Below are 15539 nucleotides of genomic sequence, written 5' to 3' on the forward strand. Positions count from 1 at the left end.
CGCGGCGGATAAATCCGCCCGCGACCAAAACATCAAACGCGCCGGCGCTTGCGCGGACGGCAACCATTGTGCGGGATCGTCGTCACGTCGCGAATCGATGTGACGGTGAAGCCCGCCGCCTGCAGCGCGCGAAGCGCCGACTCACGGCCCGAACCGGGGCCTGCAACTTCCACTTCCAGCGTGCGCATGCCATGTTCCTGCGCCTTCTTGGAAACGTCTTCGGCCGCGACCTGCGCGGCATAGGGGGTCGACTTGCGCGAACCCTTGAAGCCCATCGTGCCGGCCGACGACCAGGCAATGGTGTTGCCCTGCGCGTCGGTGATGGTGATGGTCGTGTTGTTGAACGACGAATTCACATGCGCGATGCCGGAGGCGATGTTCTTGCGTTCGCGGCGGCGTATGCGGGTGGCTTCCTTGCCCATTCCAAAACCTTTCCTGTGATCTCAAACGCCGCCGTAGTGCCAGCGGCTACACCTAAAACGCGAAAAGCAGACGGTGAGGAGCGAATGGAAATTCGCCGCCTCGCGTCAGCTGTTCGCGAGCTTATTTCTTCTTGCCGGCAATCGACTTGGCCGGGCCCTTGCGCGTGCGCGCATTGGTGTGGGTGCGCTGGCCGCGCACCGGCAGGCCGCGGCGATGACGCAGGCCGCGATAGCAGCCGAGGTCCATCAGACGCTTGATGTTGATGCCGACTTCACGACGAAGATCGCCCTCGACCAGATAGTCGCGGTCGATGACTTCGCGGATCTGCAGAACTTCCTGGTCGCTGAGCTGGCTGACGCGGCGCTCGGCGGGAATCTTCACCTTCTCGATGATCTCGGCCGCGTTCTTCTGGCCGATGCCATGGATGTACTGGAGCGCGATCAAGACGCGCTTGTTGGTCGGGATATTCACGCCGGCAATACGGGCCACGGACTTCTCTCCTGTCACCGATCCCTCGCGGACCGGGCTATGTTCTTGCTAACTCGGGCAGGTGTCCGCAAACGCGAACACGACGCCCGTCCCCTCAGATTCTTTGGGGCCCGGCATCGTCTGAAACTATCCGACTTGGATGCGGGGCTTATTAAAGGATTCCACTCGGTTTCGTCAACCGTCTCTATCGTTTAGCTCGCTTTTTCGTGACCTTTTTCACGGCCTTCTTGGTGGGCTTTTTGACCGCCTTTTTGGCCGTTTTCTTGCCAGTTTTCTTGGTCGCCTTTTTGGCCTTTTTTGCTCCCTTGGAGGCCGCTTTGGCGGCCTTTGGAGCGGTTTTGGCGGCTTTCCCGGCGGTTTTGGCGGCTTTTTTGCCCGCGGGCTTGGCGGTCTTCCTGGCGCCTGCCTTGGCCTGTTTGGCCGGTGCAGCTGCCTTCGATGAAGCTTTGGGTTCCACCGCGCCGATCGCGGACAGGATCCGGTTAATTTCCCGGGTGACGTGCTCGATGGTCATCATGCCATCGACCGTGAGCAGCTTCCGCCGCTCCGAATAATAGTGAATCAGAGGCTCGGTCAGGGTCCGGTAGCTCGCCAGCCGCTTCGACAGCACCTCCGGGGTGTCGTCGATTCGCACTTCCTCGCCCCTCGCCCGCATCTCGGCGACGCGATTCTCGACGCGGTCGAGCAGCGCGCTCTCGTTGACGCGCAGCTCGACCACGGCGTCGAGCTTGATGTGCTTTTTCTTCAGCAGTTCATCGAGGGCTGCGGCCTGCGGCACCGTGCGGGGAAAGCCGTCGAGGATGAACCCGTTCTTCATGTCGGGCTGGTCGAGGCGGTCGGAGATGATGCCGATCACGATTTCATCCGGCACCAGCGACCCGCTCGCCATGATGTCCTTGGCCTGCAGGCCGACCGGTGTCTGGGCGGCCACCGCAGCGCGCAGCATCTCGCCGGTGGAGAGCTGGATCAGGTCGTGCTTGTGGACCAGCCGTTGCGCCTGGGTCCCCTTGCCCGCACCCGGCGGCCCCAAAAGGATCAATCTCATGACAATTCGCCCCCCGGCTTGGTGAGCGAATGCCCGCGCACCTGCGTTTTGATATCAAGGATAGTGCAAACCACAATCAGCGCCGAGCCACCACCAAAAAGAAAGGGCAGCTTACCGTAAGCCACCAGGGCTTCCGGAATCAGCGACACGGCCACGAGGTAGACGGCTCCGATGAAGGTCGTCAACGTCACGACGCGATCGAGATGGTCGGCGGTGGGTTCGCCCGGCGCCACGTCTGTAATCGCGCCGCCCCGCTTGCGCAAGACCTCGGCGGCGCGCGCGGGATCAAGCACATAGGCGGTATAGATGAAAGCCAGCACGAAGACCGCAATGGATCCGAGGATCATGTGGACCGGCTGGGCGAACTGGATATGGTCGTAGGCGACGGCGAGCGTCGGCGTCTGGCCGAAAGCCAAGGCCGCAAGCGCCAGCGGAAGATGGAATATCCACGGCGTCACGGTGGCCGGGATCAGGAACCCGGCGCTGTTGATCTTGATCGGCAGCACCGAGGAGCGCGCAGGAAGCAGGCGTGTTCCTGCCTGGCGCGCGGCATATTGCACCGGCACGTTCCGCCGCGCGCTTTCGACCAGGACGATGACAGCGACCCCCACGACCGCGAGGATGGCCAGCAGCAGCAGAAGGTTGCCGGAAATCGCGCCCTGTCCCAGCAGTTGGAAGGTGCCGGAAATATCCGCCGGTAGCGAAACGATGATGCCGACGAACAGAAGCAGCGCGAGCCCGTTGCCGATCCCGTAGCGGGTGATTTGTTCGCTGAGCCAGACCAGGAAGAACACACCGCCTACCAACGTTGCAGTGGCCGACAGCAGGAACCAGCCGCCGGGCTCGGTGACGAGGCCGGGAACGTCCTGAAGACCGGACGCGACGCCGAAGGCCTGGAATGCCGCAAGCAGCAGCGTCAGGATCAGCGTGAAGCGGGCAATCTTGCGGCGGCCGGCCTCACCCGATCGTTCCAGCGCGCTCAGCCTGCCCCACACCACAGCGACAAGCTGCATGGCGATCGCGACACTCAGATAGGGAATGATGAAGAGCGCGAAAATCGAAATGCGGGCGGCAGCGTGCGATGAAAGCAGCAGGCCGGCCTGCATCTGTGGCGAGAGGCCCGCAAGCGGGATATGATTGCCGAGCCGGAAGATGAGCAGCGCGCCGATCGTGATCGCGATCCGGCGCGGCAGCTCAGACTTCATCGACGGCGGCCCTTGAGCTTGGATTTACGAATCAGCCCTTCATACTGATGGGCGAGCAGATAGCCCTGCACCTGCGCCACCGTATCCATCGTCACGCTGACGACGATCAGAAGCGAGGTTCCGCCAAAGTAGAACGGCACCGCGGCATAGGAGATCAGAACTTCGGGAATCAGGCAGACGATGGCGAGATAGATCGCGCCGAGCACCGTCACGCGCGACAACACGTAGTCGATATACTCGGCGGTACGCTCGCCCGGACGGATGCCGGGGATGAAGCCGCCATGCTTCTTCAGATTGTCCGCGGTCTCGGTCGGATTGAACACGATCGCGGTATAGAAGAACGCGAAGAACACGATCAGCGCGAGATAACAGAACAGGAAGAGCGGACGGCCGTGGCTGAGCTGGGTGTTGAGCCACTGGAACCATTCCGGACCCTTGCCGGCGTTGAAGTTGGCAACCGTGGTCGGCAGCAACAGCAGCGACGAGGCGAAGATCGGCGGGATCACGCCCGAGGTGTTGAGTTTGAGCGGCAGATGCGAGGACTGGCCCTCGAACATCTTGTTGCCGACCTGGCGCTTCGGATACTGGATCAGAAGCCGCCGCTGCGCGCGTTCCATAAACACGATGAAGGCGATCACGACGACCGCCATCACGATCACGACCAGGATCAGGGCGGTCGACAGCGCACCCTGACGGCCGAGTTCGAGCATGTTGGCGAGCGCCGAGGGCAACTCGGCGACGATGCCGGCCAGGATGATCAGCGAAATACCGTTGCCGATGCCGCGCGAGGTGATCTGCTCGCCGAGCCACATCAGGAACATGGTGCCGCCGGTCAGCGTGATCGCGGTGGAGATCAGGAAGAACGGCCCGGGCTCGCTGACGACGTTGCCGGCGCCCTGCAGTCCGACCGCGATGCCGTAGGACTGGAACGCGGCGAGGATCACCGTGAGATAGCGGGTATACTGGTTCAGCGTCTTGCGGCCGGCCTCGCCTTCCTTCTTCAGCGCCTCGAGCTGCGGCGAAACCGTGGTCAGAAGCTGGATGATGATGGACGCCGAGATGTACGGCATGATGTTCAGGGCGAAGATCGCCATGCGGTTGATACCGCCGCCGGCGAACATGTTGAACATGCCGAGAATACCGCCGGCCTGCGACTTGAACACCTGCTCCCAGGCCGCGGGATCGATGCCGGGCAGCGGAATGTAGGTGCCGAGCCGATAAACAAGCAGCGCACCCAGTGTGAACCAGATGCGCTTCTTCAGTTCGTCGGCTTTGCCGAGCGCAGAGAAATTGAGGTTTGCCGCAAGTTGTTCTGCTGCTGAGACCATGTCTAGGCTTTCTCCCGCCGTCCCTCACGCCTCTAGCCCCGAGCGGGGCCATCGGCAGACGCCGGACATTATTTGGTGCTCGGCTTCGATAAGTCCATCGTTCAATCGGCGCATTGCCCGCGCCGCGGCGGGCAATGACGCAGATGTTACGCCGCCTCGCCTTCTTCCTTCTTGGCCGGAGCCAGAACCTTCACCGTGCCGCCGGCCTTTTCGACCGCCGCAATCGCGGATTTCGAGGCGCCATGCACCTCGATGGCGAGCTTGGCCTTGATTTCGCCGCGGCCGAGCAGCCGCAGGCCGTCCTTGGCGCGGCGCAGCACGCCGGCCTTCACCAGCGATTCGGCGGTGACGGTTTCGTTGGCATCGACCAGCTTGGCATCGATCGCGTCCTGCAGGCGGTCGAGATTGATCTCGGCGAAATCGAGCTTGAAGATGTTGTTGAAGCCGCGCTTCGGCAGGCGCCGATGCAGCGGCATCTGGCCGCCCTCGAAGCCCTTGATGCGCACGCCCGAACGCGCGGTCTGGCCCTTGCCGCCGCGGCCCGCAGTCTTGCCCTTGCCTGAACCGATGCCACGGCCGACGCGCATGCGCTTCTTGCGCGAGCCGGCGTTGTCGGCGATATCGCTGAGCTTCATCGCGAAATTCCCTTATCTATGGAGCATGATCTTGACCGAAAACCGGTCCCCACTTTTCGGGATCATGCTCCTCCCTGTCTTGCTTACTCGCCGACGACGCGGACGAGATGTTGAACCTTGCTGATCATGCCGCGAATTGCAGGCGTATCCTGCAGCTCGGAAACCCGGCCGATCTTGTTGAGCTTGAGGCCGATCAGCGTCGCACGCTGCGAGTGGTGGCGGCGGATTGCGCTGCCAGTCTGCTCGACCTTGATCATCTTTGCGGCCTTGGCCATCGTCTTGACTCCGAACGGCGCGGGAAGCTGCGCCTGATTGTTTATTCAGCCACCACTTCGGCATCGCCACCGACGCGGCGCGACTGCAGCGTGGACACCTTGATGTTGCGGCGTGCCGCCACCGAACGCGGCGAATCCTGGTGCTTCAGCGCGTCGAAGGTTGCGCGAACCATGTTGTAGGGGTTCGACGAGCCGATCGACTTCGCCACCACGTCCTGGATGCCGAGCGTTTCGAACACCGCGCGCATCGGACCGCCCGCGATGATGCCGGTACCGGCGGGGGCTGCGCGCAGATAGACGCGGCCCGCACCGTGACGGCCGGCGATATCGTGATGCAGCGTGCGGCCTTCGCGCAGAGCAACGCGCGTCAGGTTACGCTTCGCCGATTCCGTCGCCTTGCGGATCGCCTCGGGAACTTCGCGCGCCTTGCCGTGACCGAAACCGACCCGACCCTTCTGGTCGCCGATCACGACCAGTGCCGCAAAGCCGAAGCGCTTGCCGCCCTTGACGACCTTCGCCACGCGATTGATGTGGACCAGCTTATCGACGAACTCGCTGTCGCGCTCTTCGCGATCCCTGCTCCGTTCGCGTCCGCCGCGTTCGCGTTCACCTGCCATGGTGTTTTCCAATCTCAGGGAGCCTAACGCCCCTGTCCTTCATCTTGGTTCAAAACCGGTTGTTAGAAGCTCAATCCGCTTTCGCGGGCCGCATCCGCGAGCGCCTTGACGCGCCCGTGATACAGATACTGACCGCGATCGAACACCACTTCCTTGACGCCCTTCTGCACGGCGCGTTCCGCCAGCAGCTTGCCGACAGCCTTGGCCGCATCGATGTTGGCGCCCGTGTTGCCGCTCTCGCGCATGGTCTTTTCGAGCGACGACGCAGAAGCCAGCGTCTCGCCCTTCAGGTCGTCGATGACCTGGGCATAGATATGCTTCGACGAGCGGAACACCGACAGACGCGGACGTCCATTGGCGGAGCGGCGCAGTGAATTCCTCACACGCTGCTTGCGCCGGGCATTTGTAACTTTCAGTGACATGGCCGGCTCCGTTACTTCTTCTTGCCTTCCTTGCGGAAGATGAATTCGTTAGCGTACTTCACGCCCTTGCCCTTGTAGGGCTCCGGCGGACGATAGGCGCGGATTTCGGCCGCAACCTGACCGACGCGCTGGGAATCATTGCCCGTGATCGTGATCTCGGTCGGCTTCGGCACCGCGATGGTGATGCCATCCGGGATCGCGTAGACGACGTCGTGGCTGTAGCCGAGCGCGAGCTGCAGGTTCTTGCCCTGCAGCGCGGCGCGGTAGCCGACGCCGGTGATCTCGAGCTTCTTCTCGAAACCCTTGGTGACGCCCTCGACCAGGTTTGCGACCTGCGCGCGCGCGGTGCCGTACATGGCCTGCGCCCGGTTGGTTTCGAGCTTCGGCGCGACCTTGACCGCGCCGTCCTCGAACTTCACCTCGACGTCGTCATGCACGACGAACTGAAGCTGGCCCTTCGGCCCCTTCATCTTGACGGTCTGCCCTTCGACGGTCGCCGTCACACCGGACGGGATCGGCACGGGCCGTTTGCCAACACGTGACATGCTAGAATCCTTCCTCAGAACACCGTGAAGAGAACTTCGCCGCCCACGTTCGCTTCACGCGCTTCGTGGTCAGCCATGATTCCCTTTGGTGTCGACAAGACCGAAATACCGAGACCGTTGTTCACGCGCGGCAGGTTCTTCACCGAGGCGTAAACCCGACGGCCTGGCTTGGACACCCGCTCGATTTCGCGAATGACCGGCTCGCCATCGAAATATTTCAGTTCGATCTCGAGTTCGCTGCGGCCGGACGAATGCTCTACGCTGGCGTAGCCGCGGATGTAACCCTCGGACTTCAGCACTTCGAGCACGTTGGCGCGCATCTTCGAGCCCGGGGTCGAAACCTTGGACTTCGAGCGCATCTGCGCGTTGCGGATGCGGGTGATGAGATCGCTGATCGGATCGTGCGTAGACATCTGACGACCCTCCCTTACCAGCTCGACTTCACGAGCCCGGGAACCAGGCCCTTGGAGCCGAGTTCACGCAGCGCGATGCGGCTGAGCTTGTTCTTGCGATAGACCGAACGCGGACGGCCCGTGAGTTCGCAGCGGTTGCGGATGCGCGTCGCCGACGAGTTGCGCGGCATCTCGGCAAGCTTCAGCGTCGCGGCGAAGCGCTCTTCCATCGGCTTGGTCTTGTCGGCGATGATCGCCTTCAGCTTCGCGCGCTGGGGGGCGGCGTTCTTGGTCATCCGCTTGCGCCGGTTGTTCTTCTCGATTGAACTCTTCTTTGCCATGCTTGGCTCCTGGGTTTCCGCGTTTGAGAGGCTTTAACTGCGTCTCACTGCCGGAACGGGAAATTGAAAGCGGTCAACAAGGCACGCGCCTCGTCGTCGGTCTGCGCCGTGGTGCAAACCGTGATGTCCATGCCGCGGGCTTCCGAAACCTTGTCGAAGTCGATTTCGGGGAAAATGATGTGCTCCTTGAGGCCGAGCGAATAATTGCCGCGGCCGTCGAAGCTCTTCGGATTGAGGCCGCGGAAGTCGCGCACGCGCGGCAGCGCCACGTTCACCAGGCGGTCGATGAACTCGTACATCTTGGTCTTGCGCAGCGTGACCTTGCAGCCGATCGGCTGGTTTTCACGCAGCTTGAAGGTCGCGATCGCGACGCGCGAATAGGTCACGATCGCCTTCTGGCCGGCGATCAGCGACAGGTCGCCAGCTGCGGTCTCGGCCTTCTTGCGGTCGTTGACGGCATCGCCGACGCCCATGTTGAGGACGACCTTGTCGAGACGCGGCACCTGCATGACGTTGGCATAGCCGAACTGTTCAGTCAGCTTGCTGCGGATGCTCTTGTCATACTCCACGCGCAGGCGCGGCACATAAGCGGTTTCAGCCATCGATCTCTGCTCCCGAGCTCTTGGCAATGCGTACCTTCTTGCCATCAGCCTGAATCTTGAAGCCCACGCGGGTCGGTTTGCCGTCCTTGCCGACATACGCGATGTTGGACAGGTGGATCGGCGCCTCCTTGGAGATGATGCCGCCTTCCTGGGCCTGGGTCTGCTTCTGGTGACGCTTCACCAGGTTGACGCCGCGCACGAGAGCCTTGTTCTCGTTGGGACGAACCTCGAATACTTCGCCGGTACGGCCCTTGTCGCGGCCGTTCAGCACGATGACCTTGTCACCCTTGCGGATCTTGGCAGCCATCACAGCACCTCCGGCGCAAGTGAAATGATCTTCATGTGGTTCTTGGCGCGCAGCTCGCGCGGCACGGGCCCGAAGATACGGGTGCCGACCGGCTCCGACTGATTGTTGATCAGCACGGCGGCGTTGCGGTCGAAGCGGATGACCGAGCCGTCGGCGCGGCGGATGTCCTTGCGGACCCGCACCACGACAGCCTTCATCACGTCGCCCTTCTTCACCTTGCCGCGCGGAATCGCTTCCTTGATCGACACAACGATAACATCGCCCACGGTGGCATAGCGGCGCTTGGAGCCCCCAAGCACCTTGATGCACATGACACGGCGTGCGCCGGAATTATCGGCCACGTCGAGGTTGGTCTGCATCTGAATCATTGATGCACCTCGTCCTCTTTCTGATGCGCTGGAACGCGCTTAAAATTTCCCAAAACCGGTCAGGCTAAGCCCGACCTGCTTCAGGCCGTTTTCTTCTGTTCGCCCCGGACAACCGTCCAGCGCTTCAACTTCGAGATCGGCTTGCTCTCCTCGATCCACACCATGTCGCCCGGCTTGAACTCGTTGTTCTCATCGTGCGCGTGGTAGTTCTTGGAGCGACGGATCGTCTTCTTGTAGATCGGGTGGGTGAAGCGGCGATCGACGCGCACCACGATCGTCTTGGCTTGCTTGTCGCTCACGACCACGCCCTGAAGGGTTCGTTTCGGCATATCCGGCCTCTTACTTCTTCTTCGCGCGCGCTTGCGCGGCGATGGTCTTGATGCGGGCGATATCGCGGCGGGCTTCACGCAGCCGCGTGGTGTTCTCCAGCTGCCCGGTGGCGCGCTGGAAACGCAGGTTGAAACGCTCTTTCTTCAGGTTGAGGACGGCGTCCTCCCTCTGATCGTCGCTCATCGCGCGAATGTCGGCGGTTTTCATCTCGGCCATGACGGTTACTCCGCAATGCGCGCGACGAAGCGCGTCTTGATCGGCAGCTTGGCGGCGGCGAGCGAGAGCGCTTCCTTTGCGGTCTGCACCGTGACGCCGTCGATCTCGAAAATCACGCGGCCGGGCTTGACCCGGGCCACCCACAATTCCGGCGTACCCTTGCCCGAGCCCATGCGGACTTCGGCGGGCTTCTTCGACACCGGCAGGTCCGGAAATATGCGGATCCAGACGCGGCCGGCGCGCTTCATGTGACGGGTCAGCGCGCGGCGTGCGGCTTCGATCTGACGGGCGGTGATGCGCTCGGGCGCCATCGCCTTCAGGCCGAACTGTCCGAACGACAACGTCGCGCCCGAAGTCGCAACGCCGTGGATACGGCCCTTATGCGCCTTCCGGAACTTCGTTTTCTTTGGTTGCATCATGGCTTACGCCCTCAAACCTTCTCTAATGTCTCAAGCAGCGTCGCGACGCGGACGGGTATTGTCGCCTTCGGCCATCTTCTTGTCCTGGGCCATCGGATCGTGCTCGAGGATCTCGCCTTTGAAGATCCAGACCTTGACGCCGCAGGTACCGAATGTCGTGAACGCGGTCGCCACGCCGTAATCGACGTCGGCGCGCAGCGTGTGCAAGGGAACGCGACCTTCGCGATACCATTCCATACGCGCGATTTCGGCGCCGCCGAGACGGCCCGAGCAGTTGATACGAATGCCTTCGGCGCCAAGACGCATCGCCGACTGCACCGCGCGCTTCATGGCGCGGCGGAATGCGACGCGGCGCTCGAGCTGCTGGGCGATCGATTCGGCGACCAGGGTGGCGTCGAGTTCAGGCTTGCGGATTTCGACGATGTTGATGACGACGTCGGAAGCCGTGATGTCGGCAACCCGCTTGCGCAGCTTGTCGATGTCGGCGCCCTTCTTGCCGATCACGACGCCCGGACGCGCCGAATGGATCGTCACGCGGCACTTCTTGTGCGGACGCTCGATCACGATGCGGGCGACGGCTGCCTGCTTGAGTTCCTTGTGCAGGATCTCACGGATCCTGACGTCCTCATGCAGCAGCTTACCGTACTCGTTCTTGCCGGCGAACCAACGGGAATCCCACGTACGGTTGATGCCGAGACGCAGTCCGATTGGATTGATTTTTTGACCCATCGTCTTCTCCCGCGCCCTTAAGCGCCAGCCTCGGCCTCGACCTGACGAACCACGATGGTCAGGTGCGAGAACGGTTTGTAGATACGACCCGAACGACCACGGCCGCGCGGCGAAAAGCGCTTCATCACGATGCCGTTGCCGACATGGGCCTCGGCGACGACCAGATCGTCGACCTCGAGGTTGTGGTTGTTTTCGGCGTTCGCGATCGCCGATTCCAGGCACTTCTTGACGTCGACCGCGATCCGCTTGCGCGAGAACTGCAGGTCGGCCAGTGCCGCAGACGCCTTCCGGCCGCGGATCAGCTGCGCGACAAGATTAAGCTTCTGCGGGCTCACGCGCAGCATCCGGGCCACAGCCTTGGCCTCGTTATCCGCGAGCACTCTTTCGCGCTTTGGTTTGCTCATCGCTTATTCCTCAAGCCTTCTTGGCTTTCTTGTCGCCAGAATGGCCATGGAAGGTACGGGTCGGCGAGAATTCGCCGAACTTGTGACCCACCATTTCCTCGTTGACCGATACCGGCACATGCTTCTGGCCGTTGTAGACACCGAAGACCAGGCCGACGAACTGCGGCAGGATGGTCGAGCGGCGGCTCCAGATCTTGATGACGTCGTGACGGCCGGACGCGCGCGCGGCATCTGCTTTCTTGAGCAGAGAGCCTTCTACGAACGGGCCTTTCCAGACTGAACGAACCATGTCCGGCGTTCCTTACTTCTTCCGCTTGTGGCGGCTTAGGAGGATGAATCTGTTGGTCGACTTATTCGAACGGGTCTTCTTGCCCTTGGTCGGCTTGCCCCACGGGGTCACCGGGTGGCGGCCGCCCGAGGTGCGGCCTTCGCCGCCGCCGTGCGGATGGTCGATCGGGTTCATGACGACGCCGCGGTTATGCGGACGCCAGCCCAGCCAGCGGGTACGGCCGGCCTTGCCGATCGAGATGTTCATGTGATCGGGGTTCGACACCGCACCGATGGTGCCGCGGCAACGGCCGTGCACCAGGCGCTGCTCGCCCGAGTTCAGGCGCAGAATGACGTAGTCCTGATCGCGGCCGACGATCTGCGCATAGGTGCCGGCGGAACGTGCGATCTGGCCGCCCTTGCCGATCTTCATCTCGATATTGTGGACGATGGTGCCGACCGGCATGTTGCCGAGCGGCATGACATTGCCGGGCTTCACGTCGACATAGTTGCCGGCAACGACGGTGTCGCCCGCGGCCAGCCGCTGCGGCGCCAGGATATAGGCCTGCTCGCCGTCCGCATATTTGATCAGCGCGATGAACGCGGTGCGGTTCGGATCGTACTCCAGGCGCTCGACGGTCGCGGCCACGTCGACCTTGTCGCGCTTGAAATCGACCATCCGGTAGGCCTTCTTGTGGCCACCGCCACGAAAGCGAACCGTGATACGGCCGGTGTTGTTGCGGCCGCCATTGCTGTGCTTGCCCTCGGTCAACGCCTTGACCGGCTTGCCCTTGTACAGCGCCGAACGGTCGACCATCACCAGCTGGCGCTGGCCCGGCGTCGTCGGATTGTATGTTTTCAATGCCATCGTCGTAACGCCTTATAGTCCGGTGGTGACGTCGATGCGGTGGCCCTCTTCGAGGGTCACAATCGCCCGCTTCACATCCGACTGCGAACCGAAATTGCCGCGGAACACCTTGGTCTTGCCCTTGCGGACCAGCGTGTTCACGCTCTTCACCTTGACGTCGAACAGCTTTTCGACGGCTTCCTTGATTTGCGGCTTGGTCGCCTTGGAGGCAACCTTGAACACAACCTTGTTGTGCTCGGACGCTACCGTTGCCTTTTCGGTCACCACCGGGGCGACGATCACGTCGTAATGGCGCGGATCGATATTCTTCATTTGAAGCGCGCCTCCAACGCATCCACCGCCGACTTGGTCAGCACCAGCTTGTGACGGCGCAGAATGTCATAGACGTTGATGCCCTGGATCGGCAGCACGTCGATGTTCGGAATGTTGCGGGCCGCGGTCGCGAAACCGGTGTTGACCTCGGCGCCGTCGATGATCAGCGCATTGGTCAGGCCGAGACCCGAGAAATGCCCGACCAGAGCCTTGGTCTTGGCGGCCTCGAGCGTCGCCGATTCGATCACGATCAGCCCGCCGTCCTTTGCCTTGGCGGACAGCGCATGGCGAAGTGCCAGTGCGCGCACCTTCTTCGGCAAGGCGAAGGCGTGCGAGCGCACCACCGGACCGAACGCACGGCCACCGCCGCGGAACTGCGGAACGCGGGCCGAACCGTGACGAGCACCGCCGGTGCCCTTCTGCTTGTACATCTTCTTGCCGGTGCGCCAGACATCGGCGCGGCCCTGCGTCTTGTGCGTGCCGGCCTGACGCTTGGCGAGCTGCCAGTTGACGCAGCGCTGGATGATGTCCTTGCGCGGCTCCAGGCCGAAAATCTCATCGGACAGCTGGACCGAACCGGCTTCCTTGCCCTCTAGGGTCGTGACTTTCAGTTCCATCTCACGCGCCCTCCTGCTCGGCCGGCGCTTGAGCCTGCTCGGCGCCGCCGACAACCCTGAACTTGCCGGGCTTCGGAGCTTCCTTCGGCAACGGCTTCTTCACCGCATCACGCACCGAGATCCATCCGCCCTTGGAGCCGGGAACGGCGCCCTCGACGAGGATCAGGCCGCGCTCGACGTCGGTCTGCACAACGCGCAGGTTGAGCGTGGTGATGCGATCGACGCCCATGTGACCGGGCATCTTCTTGTTCTTGAAGGTCTTGCCGGGATCCTGACGTCCGCCGGTCGAACCGATCGAACGATGCGAAACCGACACACCGTGGGTGGCGCGAAGACCGCCGAAGTTCCAGCGCTTCATGCCGCCGGCAAAACCCTTGCCGACCGAGGTGCCGGTGACGTCGACGAACTGGCCGACCACGAAATGGTCCGCCTGAATTTCGGCGCCAACCGGGATCAGCGCGTCCTCAGACACGCGAAACTCGGTGACCTTCCGCTTGGGCTCGACCTTGGACACCGCAAACTGGCCGCGCTCTGCCTTGGGCAGATAGACGGTCTTGCGGGTACCGGAACCGAGCTGCAGCGCAACGTAACCGTTCTTCTCGGTCGTGCGGTGGCCCAGAACCTGGCAATTGCCTAGCTTCAGCACGGTCACAGGGATATGTTCACCGGTCTCCGTAAAGACCCGCGTCATCCCGACCTTTTGTGCGATCACTCCGGAGCGCATCGGCGTGCTTCCTGTTCTTTCTGTCCGCTAACTTCGGACGATCTAAAAAAATCTAGAGCTTGATCTCGACGTCGACACCGGCGGCCAGGTCGAGCTTCATCAAAGCATCGACGGTCTGCGGGGTCGGGTCGACAATGTCGAGCAGGCGCTTGTGGGTGCGCATCTCGAACTGCTCACGGCTCTTCTTGTCGACGTGCGGCGAACGGTTGACGGTGAACTTCTCGATGCGGGTGGGCAGCGGAATGGGTCCGCGAACCTGAGCACCGGTACGTTTCGCCGTGTTCACGATCTCGCGGGTCGACGTATCGAGAATTCGATGGTCGAACGCCTTGAGACGGATGCGAATATTTTGGCCGTTCATTGCCGCTGTCTTTCTTTGTCGTCGTATTTGCGAATGGTGGCTAGCGAGTAGCGAATGATTTCATCCGCCACTCGCCAATTCCTGTTCGCTTACTCAATGATGGCGGAGACGACACCCGAGCCGACGGTGCGGCCACCTTCGCGGATCGCGAAGCGGAGCTTCTCTTCCATCGCGATCGGCACGATCAGGTGCACTTCCATCGCGATGTTGTCGCCCGGCATCACCATTTCGGTGCCTTCGGGCAGATGCACGACGCCGGTCACGTCGGTGGTGCGGAAGTAGAACTGCGGCCGGTAGTTGGTGAAGAACGGGGTGTGACGACCGCCCTCTTCCTTGGTCAGGATGTAAGCCTCAGCCTTGAACTTGGTGTGCGGCTTGACCGAACCCGGCTTGCACAGCACCTGGCCGCGCTCGACTTCCTCGCGCTTGGTACCACGCAGCAGCGCACCGATGTTGTCGCCGGCCTGGCCCTGATCGAGCAGCTTGCGGAACATTTCGACGCCGGTGACGATGGTCTTCTGGGTATCGCGCAGACCGACGATTTCGATTTCCTCGCCGACCTTGACGATGCCGCGTTCGACACGGCCGGTCACCACGGTGCCGCGGCCCGAGATCGAGAACACGTCTTCGACCGGCATCAGGAACGGCTGGTCGATCGGACGCGCCGGCTGCGGGATGCTTTCGTCGACGGCCTTCATCAGTTCGAGAACCGCATCGTGGCCGAGCTTCTTGTCCTTGTCTTCGAGGGCGGCGAGAGCCGAACCCTTGATGATCGGGATGGTGTCGCCCGGGAATTCGTACTTCGAGAGCAGTTCGCGGACTTCCATCTCGACCAGTTCGAGCAATTCCGGATCGTCGACCATGTCGCACTTGTTGAGGAACACGACGAGCGCGGGAACGCCGACCTGACGGGCGAGCAGGATGTGCTCGCGGGTCTGCGGCATCGGGCCGTCGGCGGCCGACACCACCAGGATCGCGCCGTCCATCTGCGCCGCACCGGTGATCATGTTCTTGACGTAGTCGGCGTGGCCCGGGCAATCGACGTGGGCGTAGTGCCGGTTCGCGGTTTCGTATTCGACGTGAGCGGTCGAGATCGTGATGCCGCGCGCCTTTTCTTCGGGCGCCTTGTCGATCTGGTCGTACGCCGTGAACGTCGCACCGCCGGTTTCAGCCAGCACCTTGGTGATCGCTGCGGTCAGCGAAGTCTTGCCATGGTCGACGTGACCGATGGTTCCGATATTGCAGTGCGGTTTGTTACGTTCAAATTTTGCTTTGGCCATTTGACTCTCCGTTTAATC

27 protein-coding genes are annotated in these 15539 nt (G+C 62.3%); all 27 read right to left on the bottom strand.

Translation table 11 applies throughout. The features are described from left to right. Window positions 1–32: 32 nt before the first annotated feature. The 27 genes from rpsK to tuf all read right to left on the bottom strand — a co-directional run bounded on the left by rpsK (window position 33) and on the right by tuf (window position 15521). Window positions 33–422 (bottom strand): 30S ribosomal protein S11, encoded by a 390-nt coding sequence (gene rpsK, locus JQ567_RS20755; protein ID WP_192733848.1) that lies wholly within the window; start codon window positions 420–422, stop codon window positions 33–35. A gap of 121 nt (window positions 423–543) precedes the next feature. After that, window positions 544–912 (bottom strand): 30S ribosomal protein S13, encoded by a 369-nt coding sequence (gene rpsM / locus JQ567_RS20760; RefSeq protein WP_192733849.1) that lies wholly within the window; start codon window positions 910–912, stop codon window positions 544–546. A gap of 184 nt (window positions 913–1096) precedes the next feature. Next, window positions 1097–1957 carry an adenylate kinase gene (locus JQ567_RS20765; RefSeq protein WP_212440525.1) on the bottom strand — a complete coding sequence of 287 codons (861 nt, stop codon included), beginning with the start codon at window positions 1955–1957 and terminating at the stop codon, window positions 1097–1099. Further along, on the bottom strand, window positions 1954–3063 hold the full coding sequence (locus tag JQ567_RS20770; protein WP_249165585.1) for a preprotein translocase subunit SecY: 1110 nt from the start codon (window positions 3061–3063) through the stop codon (window positions 1954–1956). Before JQ567_RS20770 ends, JQ567_RS20765 begins: the two co-directional genes overlap by 4 nt. Before the next feature lie 95 nt (window positions 3064–3158). Continuing rightward, the gene (gene secY / locus JQ567_RS20775) at window positions 3159–4490 is read right to left on the bottom strand and encodes a preprotein translocase subunit SecY (protein ID WP_192733852.1); all 1332 of its coding nucleotides are present in this window, start codon (window positions 4488–4490) and stop codon (window positions 3159–3161) included. 146 nt (window positions 4491–4636) lie between these two features. Beyond that, a complete protein-coding gene (gene rplO, locus JQ567_RS20780) occupies window positions 4637–5125 on the bottom strand; it encodes a 50S ribosomal protein L15 (protein ID WP_212211783.1) in 489 nt (162 codons plus the stop codon). Between the two features lie 83 nt (window positions 5126–5208). Then, window positions 5209–5400 carry a 50S ribosomal protein L30 gene (gene rpmD, locus JQ567_RS20785; RefSeq protein ID WP_212414895.1) on the bottom strand — a complete coding sequence of 64 codons (192 nt, stop codon included), beginning with the start codon at window positions 5398–5400 and terminating at the stop codon, window positions 5209–5211. Window positions 5401–5441: 41 nt separating this feature from the next. Then, window positions 5442–6017, bottom strand: a complete 576-nt coding sequence (gene rpsE, locus JQ567_RS20790) for a 30S ribosomal protein S5 (RefSeq protein WP_028349043.1) — start codon at window positions 6015–6017, stop codon at window positions 5442–5444. A gap of 62 nt (window positions 6018–6079) precedes the next feature. Further along, entirely contained in the window at window positions 6080–6439 is a 360-nt protein-coding gene (rplR, locus tag JQ567_RS20795) for a 50S ribosomal protein L18 (protein ID WP_212035204.1), read from the bottom strand. 11 nt (window positions 6440–6450) lie between these two features. Beyond that, window positions 6451–6984, bottom strand: coding sequence for a 50S ribosomal protein L6 (gene rplF / locus JQ567_RS20800; protein ID WP_192733856.1), 534 nt, complete (start codon window positions 6982–6984; stop codon window positions 6451–6453). A 14-nt stretch (window positions 6985–6998) separates the two neighbouring features. Then, window positions 6999–7397 carry a 30S ribosomal protein S8 gene (gene rpsH, locus JQ567_RS20805; RefSeq protein ID WP_192733857.1) on the bottom strand — a complete coding sequence of 133 codons (399 nt, stop codon included), beginning with the start codon at window positions 7395–7397 and terminating at the stop codon, window positions 6999–7001. Window positions 7398–7411: 14 nt separating this feature from the next. Continuing rightward, entirely contained in the window at window positions 7412–7717 is a 306-nt protein-coding gene (gene rpsN / locus JQ567_RS20810) for a 30S ribosomal protein S14 (protein WP_192733858.1), read from the bottom strand. Between the two features lie 44 nt (window positions 7718–7761). Beyond that, window positions 7762–8319, bottom strand: a complete 558-nt coding sequence (rplE, locus tag JQ567_RS20815) for a 50S ribosomal protein L5 (protein WP_212269285.1) — start codon at window positions 8317–8319, stop codon at window positions 7762–7764. Then, the gene (gene rplX, locus JQ567_RS20820) at window positions 8312–8626 is read right to left on the bottom strand and encodes a 50S ribosomal protein L24 (protein ID WP_212440527.1); all 315 of its coding nucleotides are present in this window, start codon (window positions 8624–8626) and stop codon (window positions 8312–8314) included. The genes rplE and rplX overlap by 8 nt, the downstream gene beginning before the upstream one ends. Further along, on the bottom strand, window positions 8626–8994 hold the full coding sequence (rplN, locus tag JQ567_RS20825; protein WP_011473865.1) for a 50S ribosomal protein L14: 369 nt from the start codon (window positions 8992–8994) through the stop codon (window positions 8626–8628). Before rplN ends, rplX begins: the two co-directional genes overlap by 1 nt. 80 nt (window positions 8995–9074) lie before the next feature. Beyond that, window positions 9075–9323, bottom strand: a complete 249-nt coding sequence (gene rpsQ / locus JQ567_RS20830; RefSeq protein WP_192733861.1) for a 30S ribosomal protein S17 — start codon at window positions 9321–9323, stop codon at window positions 9075–9077. Between the two features lie 10 nt (window positions 9324–9333). Next, a complete protein-coding gene (gene rpmC / locus JQ567_RS20835; RefSeq protein WP_192733862.1) occupies window positions 9334–9540 on the bottom strand; it encodes a 50S ribosomal protein L29 in 207 nt (68 codons plus the stop codon). Between the two features lie 5 nt (window positions 9541–9545). Beyond that, window positions 9546–9959, bottom strand: coding sequence for a 50S ribosomal protein L16 (gene rplP, locus JQ567_RS20840; protein WP_027536812.1), 414 nt, complete (start codon window positions 9957–9959; stop codon window positions 9546–9548). Between the two features lie 30 nt (window positions 9960–9989). After that, a complete protein-coding gene (gene rpsC, locus JQ567_RS20845; protein WP_192733863.1) occupies window positions 9990–10688 on the bottom strand; it encodes a 30S ribosomal protein S3 in 699 nt (232 codons plus the stop codon). Window positions 10689–10705: 17 nt separating this feature from the next. Further along, window positions 10706–11092, bottom strand: a complete 387-nt coding sequence (gene rplV / locus JQ567_RS20850) for a 50S ribosomal protein L22 (RefSeq protein WP_212440528.1) — start codon at window positions 11090–11092, stop codon at window positions 10706–10708. A 10-nt stretch (window positions 11093–11102) separates the two neighbouring features. After that, window positions 11103–11381, bottom strand: a complete 279-nt coding sequence (gene rpsS / locus JQ567_RS20855; RefSeq protein WP_027536815.1) for a 30S ribosomal protein S19 — start codon at window positions 11379–11381, stop codon at window positions 11103–11105. 12 nt (window positions 11382–11393) lie between these two features. Next, entirely contained in the window at window positions 11394–12227 is an 834-nt protein-coding gene (gene rplB / locus JQ567_RS20860) for a 50S ribosomal protein L2 (RefSeq protein WP_212440529.1), read from the bottom strand. A gap of 12 nt (window positions 12228–12239) precedes the next feature. Beyond that, window positions 12240–12539: a 50S ribosomal protein L23 gene (locus JQ567_RS20865; protein WP_192733866.1), complete on the bottom strand. Its 300-nt coding sequence runs from the start codon at window positions 12537–12539 to the stop codon at window positions 12240–12242. Beyond that, window positions 12536–13156 carry a 50S ribosomal protein L4 gene (gene rplD, locus JQ567_RS20870; RefSeq protein WP_192733867.1) on the bottom strand — a complete coding sequence of 207 codons (621 nt, stop codon included), beginning with the start codon at window positions 13154–13156 and terminating at the stop codon, window positions 12536–12538. Before rplD ends, JQ567_RS20865 begins: the two co-directional genes overlap by 4 nt. A gap of 1 nt (window position 13157) precedes the next feature. Continuing rightward, on the bottom strand, window positions 13158–13880 hold the full coding sequence (gene rplC / locus JQ567_RS20875) for a 50S ribosomal protein L3 (RefSeq protein WP_212269288.1): 723 nt from the start codon (window positions 13878–13880) through the stop codon (window positions 13158–13160). Window positions 13881–13932: 52 nt separating this feature from the next. Next, window positions 13933–14241: a 30S ribosomal protein S10 gene (gene rpsJ / locus JQ567_RS20880; RefSeq protein WP_002712302.1), complete on the bottom strand. Its 309-nt coding sequence runs from the start codon at window positions 14239–14241 to the stop codon at window positions 13933–13935. Between the two features lie 89 nt (window positions 14242–14330). Further along, window positions 14331–15521 carry an elongation factor Tu gene (tuf, locus tag JQ567_RS20885; RefSeq protein WP_192733869.1) on the bottom strand — a complete coding sequence of 397 codons (1191 nt, stop codon included), beginning with the start codon at window positions 15519–15521 and terminating at the stop codon, window positions 14331–14333. Window positions 15522–15539 lie beyond the last annotated feature (18 nt).

Source organism: Bradyrhizobium sp. AUGA SZCCT0431, assembly GCF_018131065.1.
Lineage (GTDB): Bacteria > Pseudomonadota > Alphaproteobacteria > Rhizobiales > Xanthobacteraceae > Bradyrhizobium.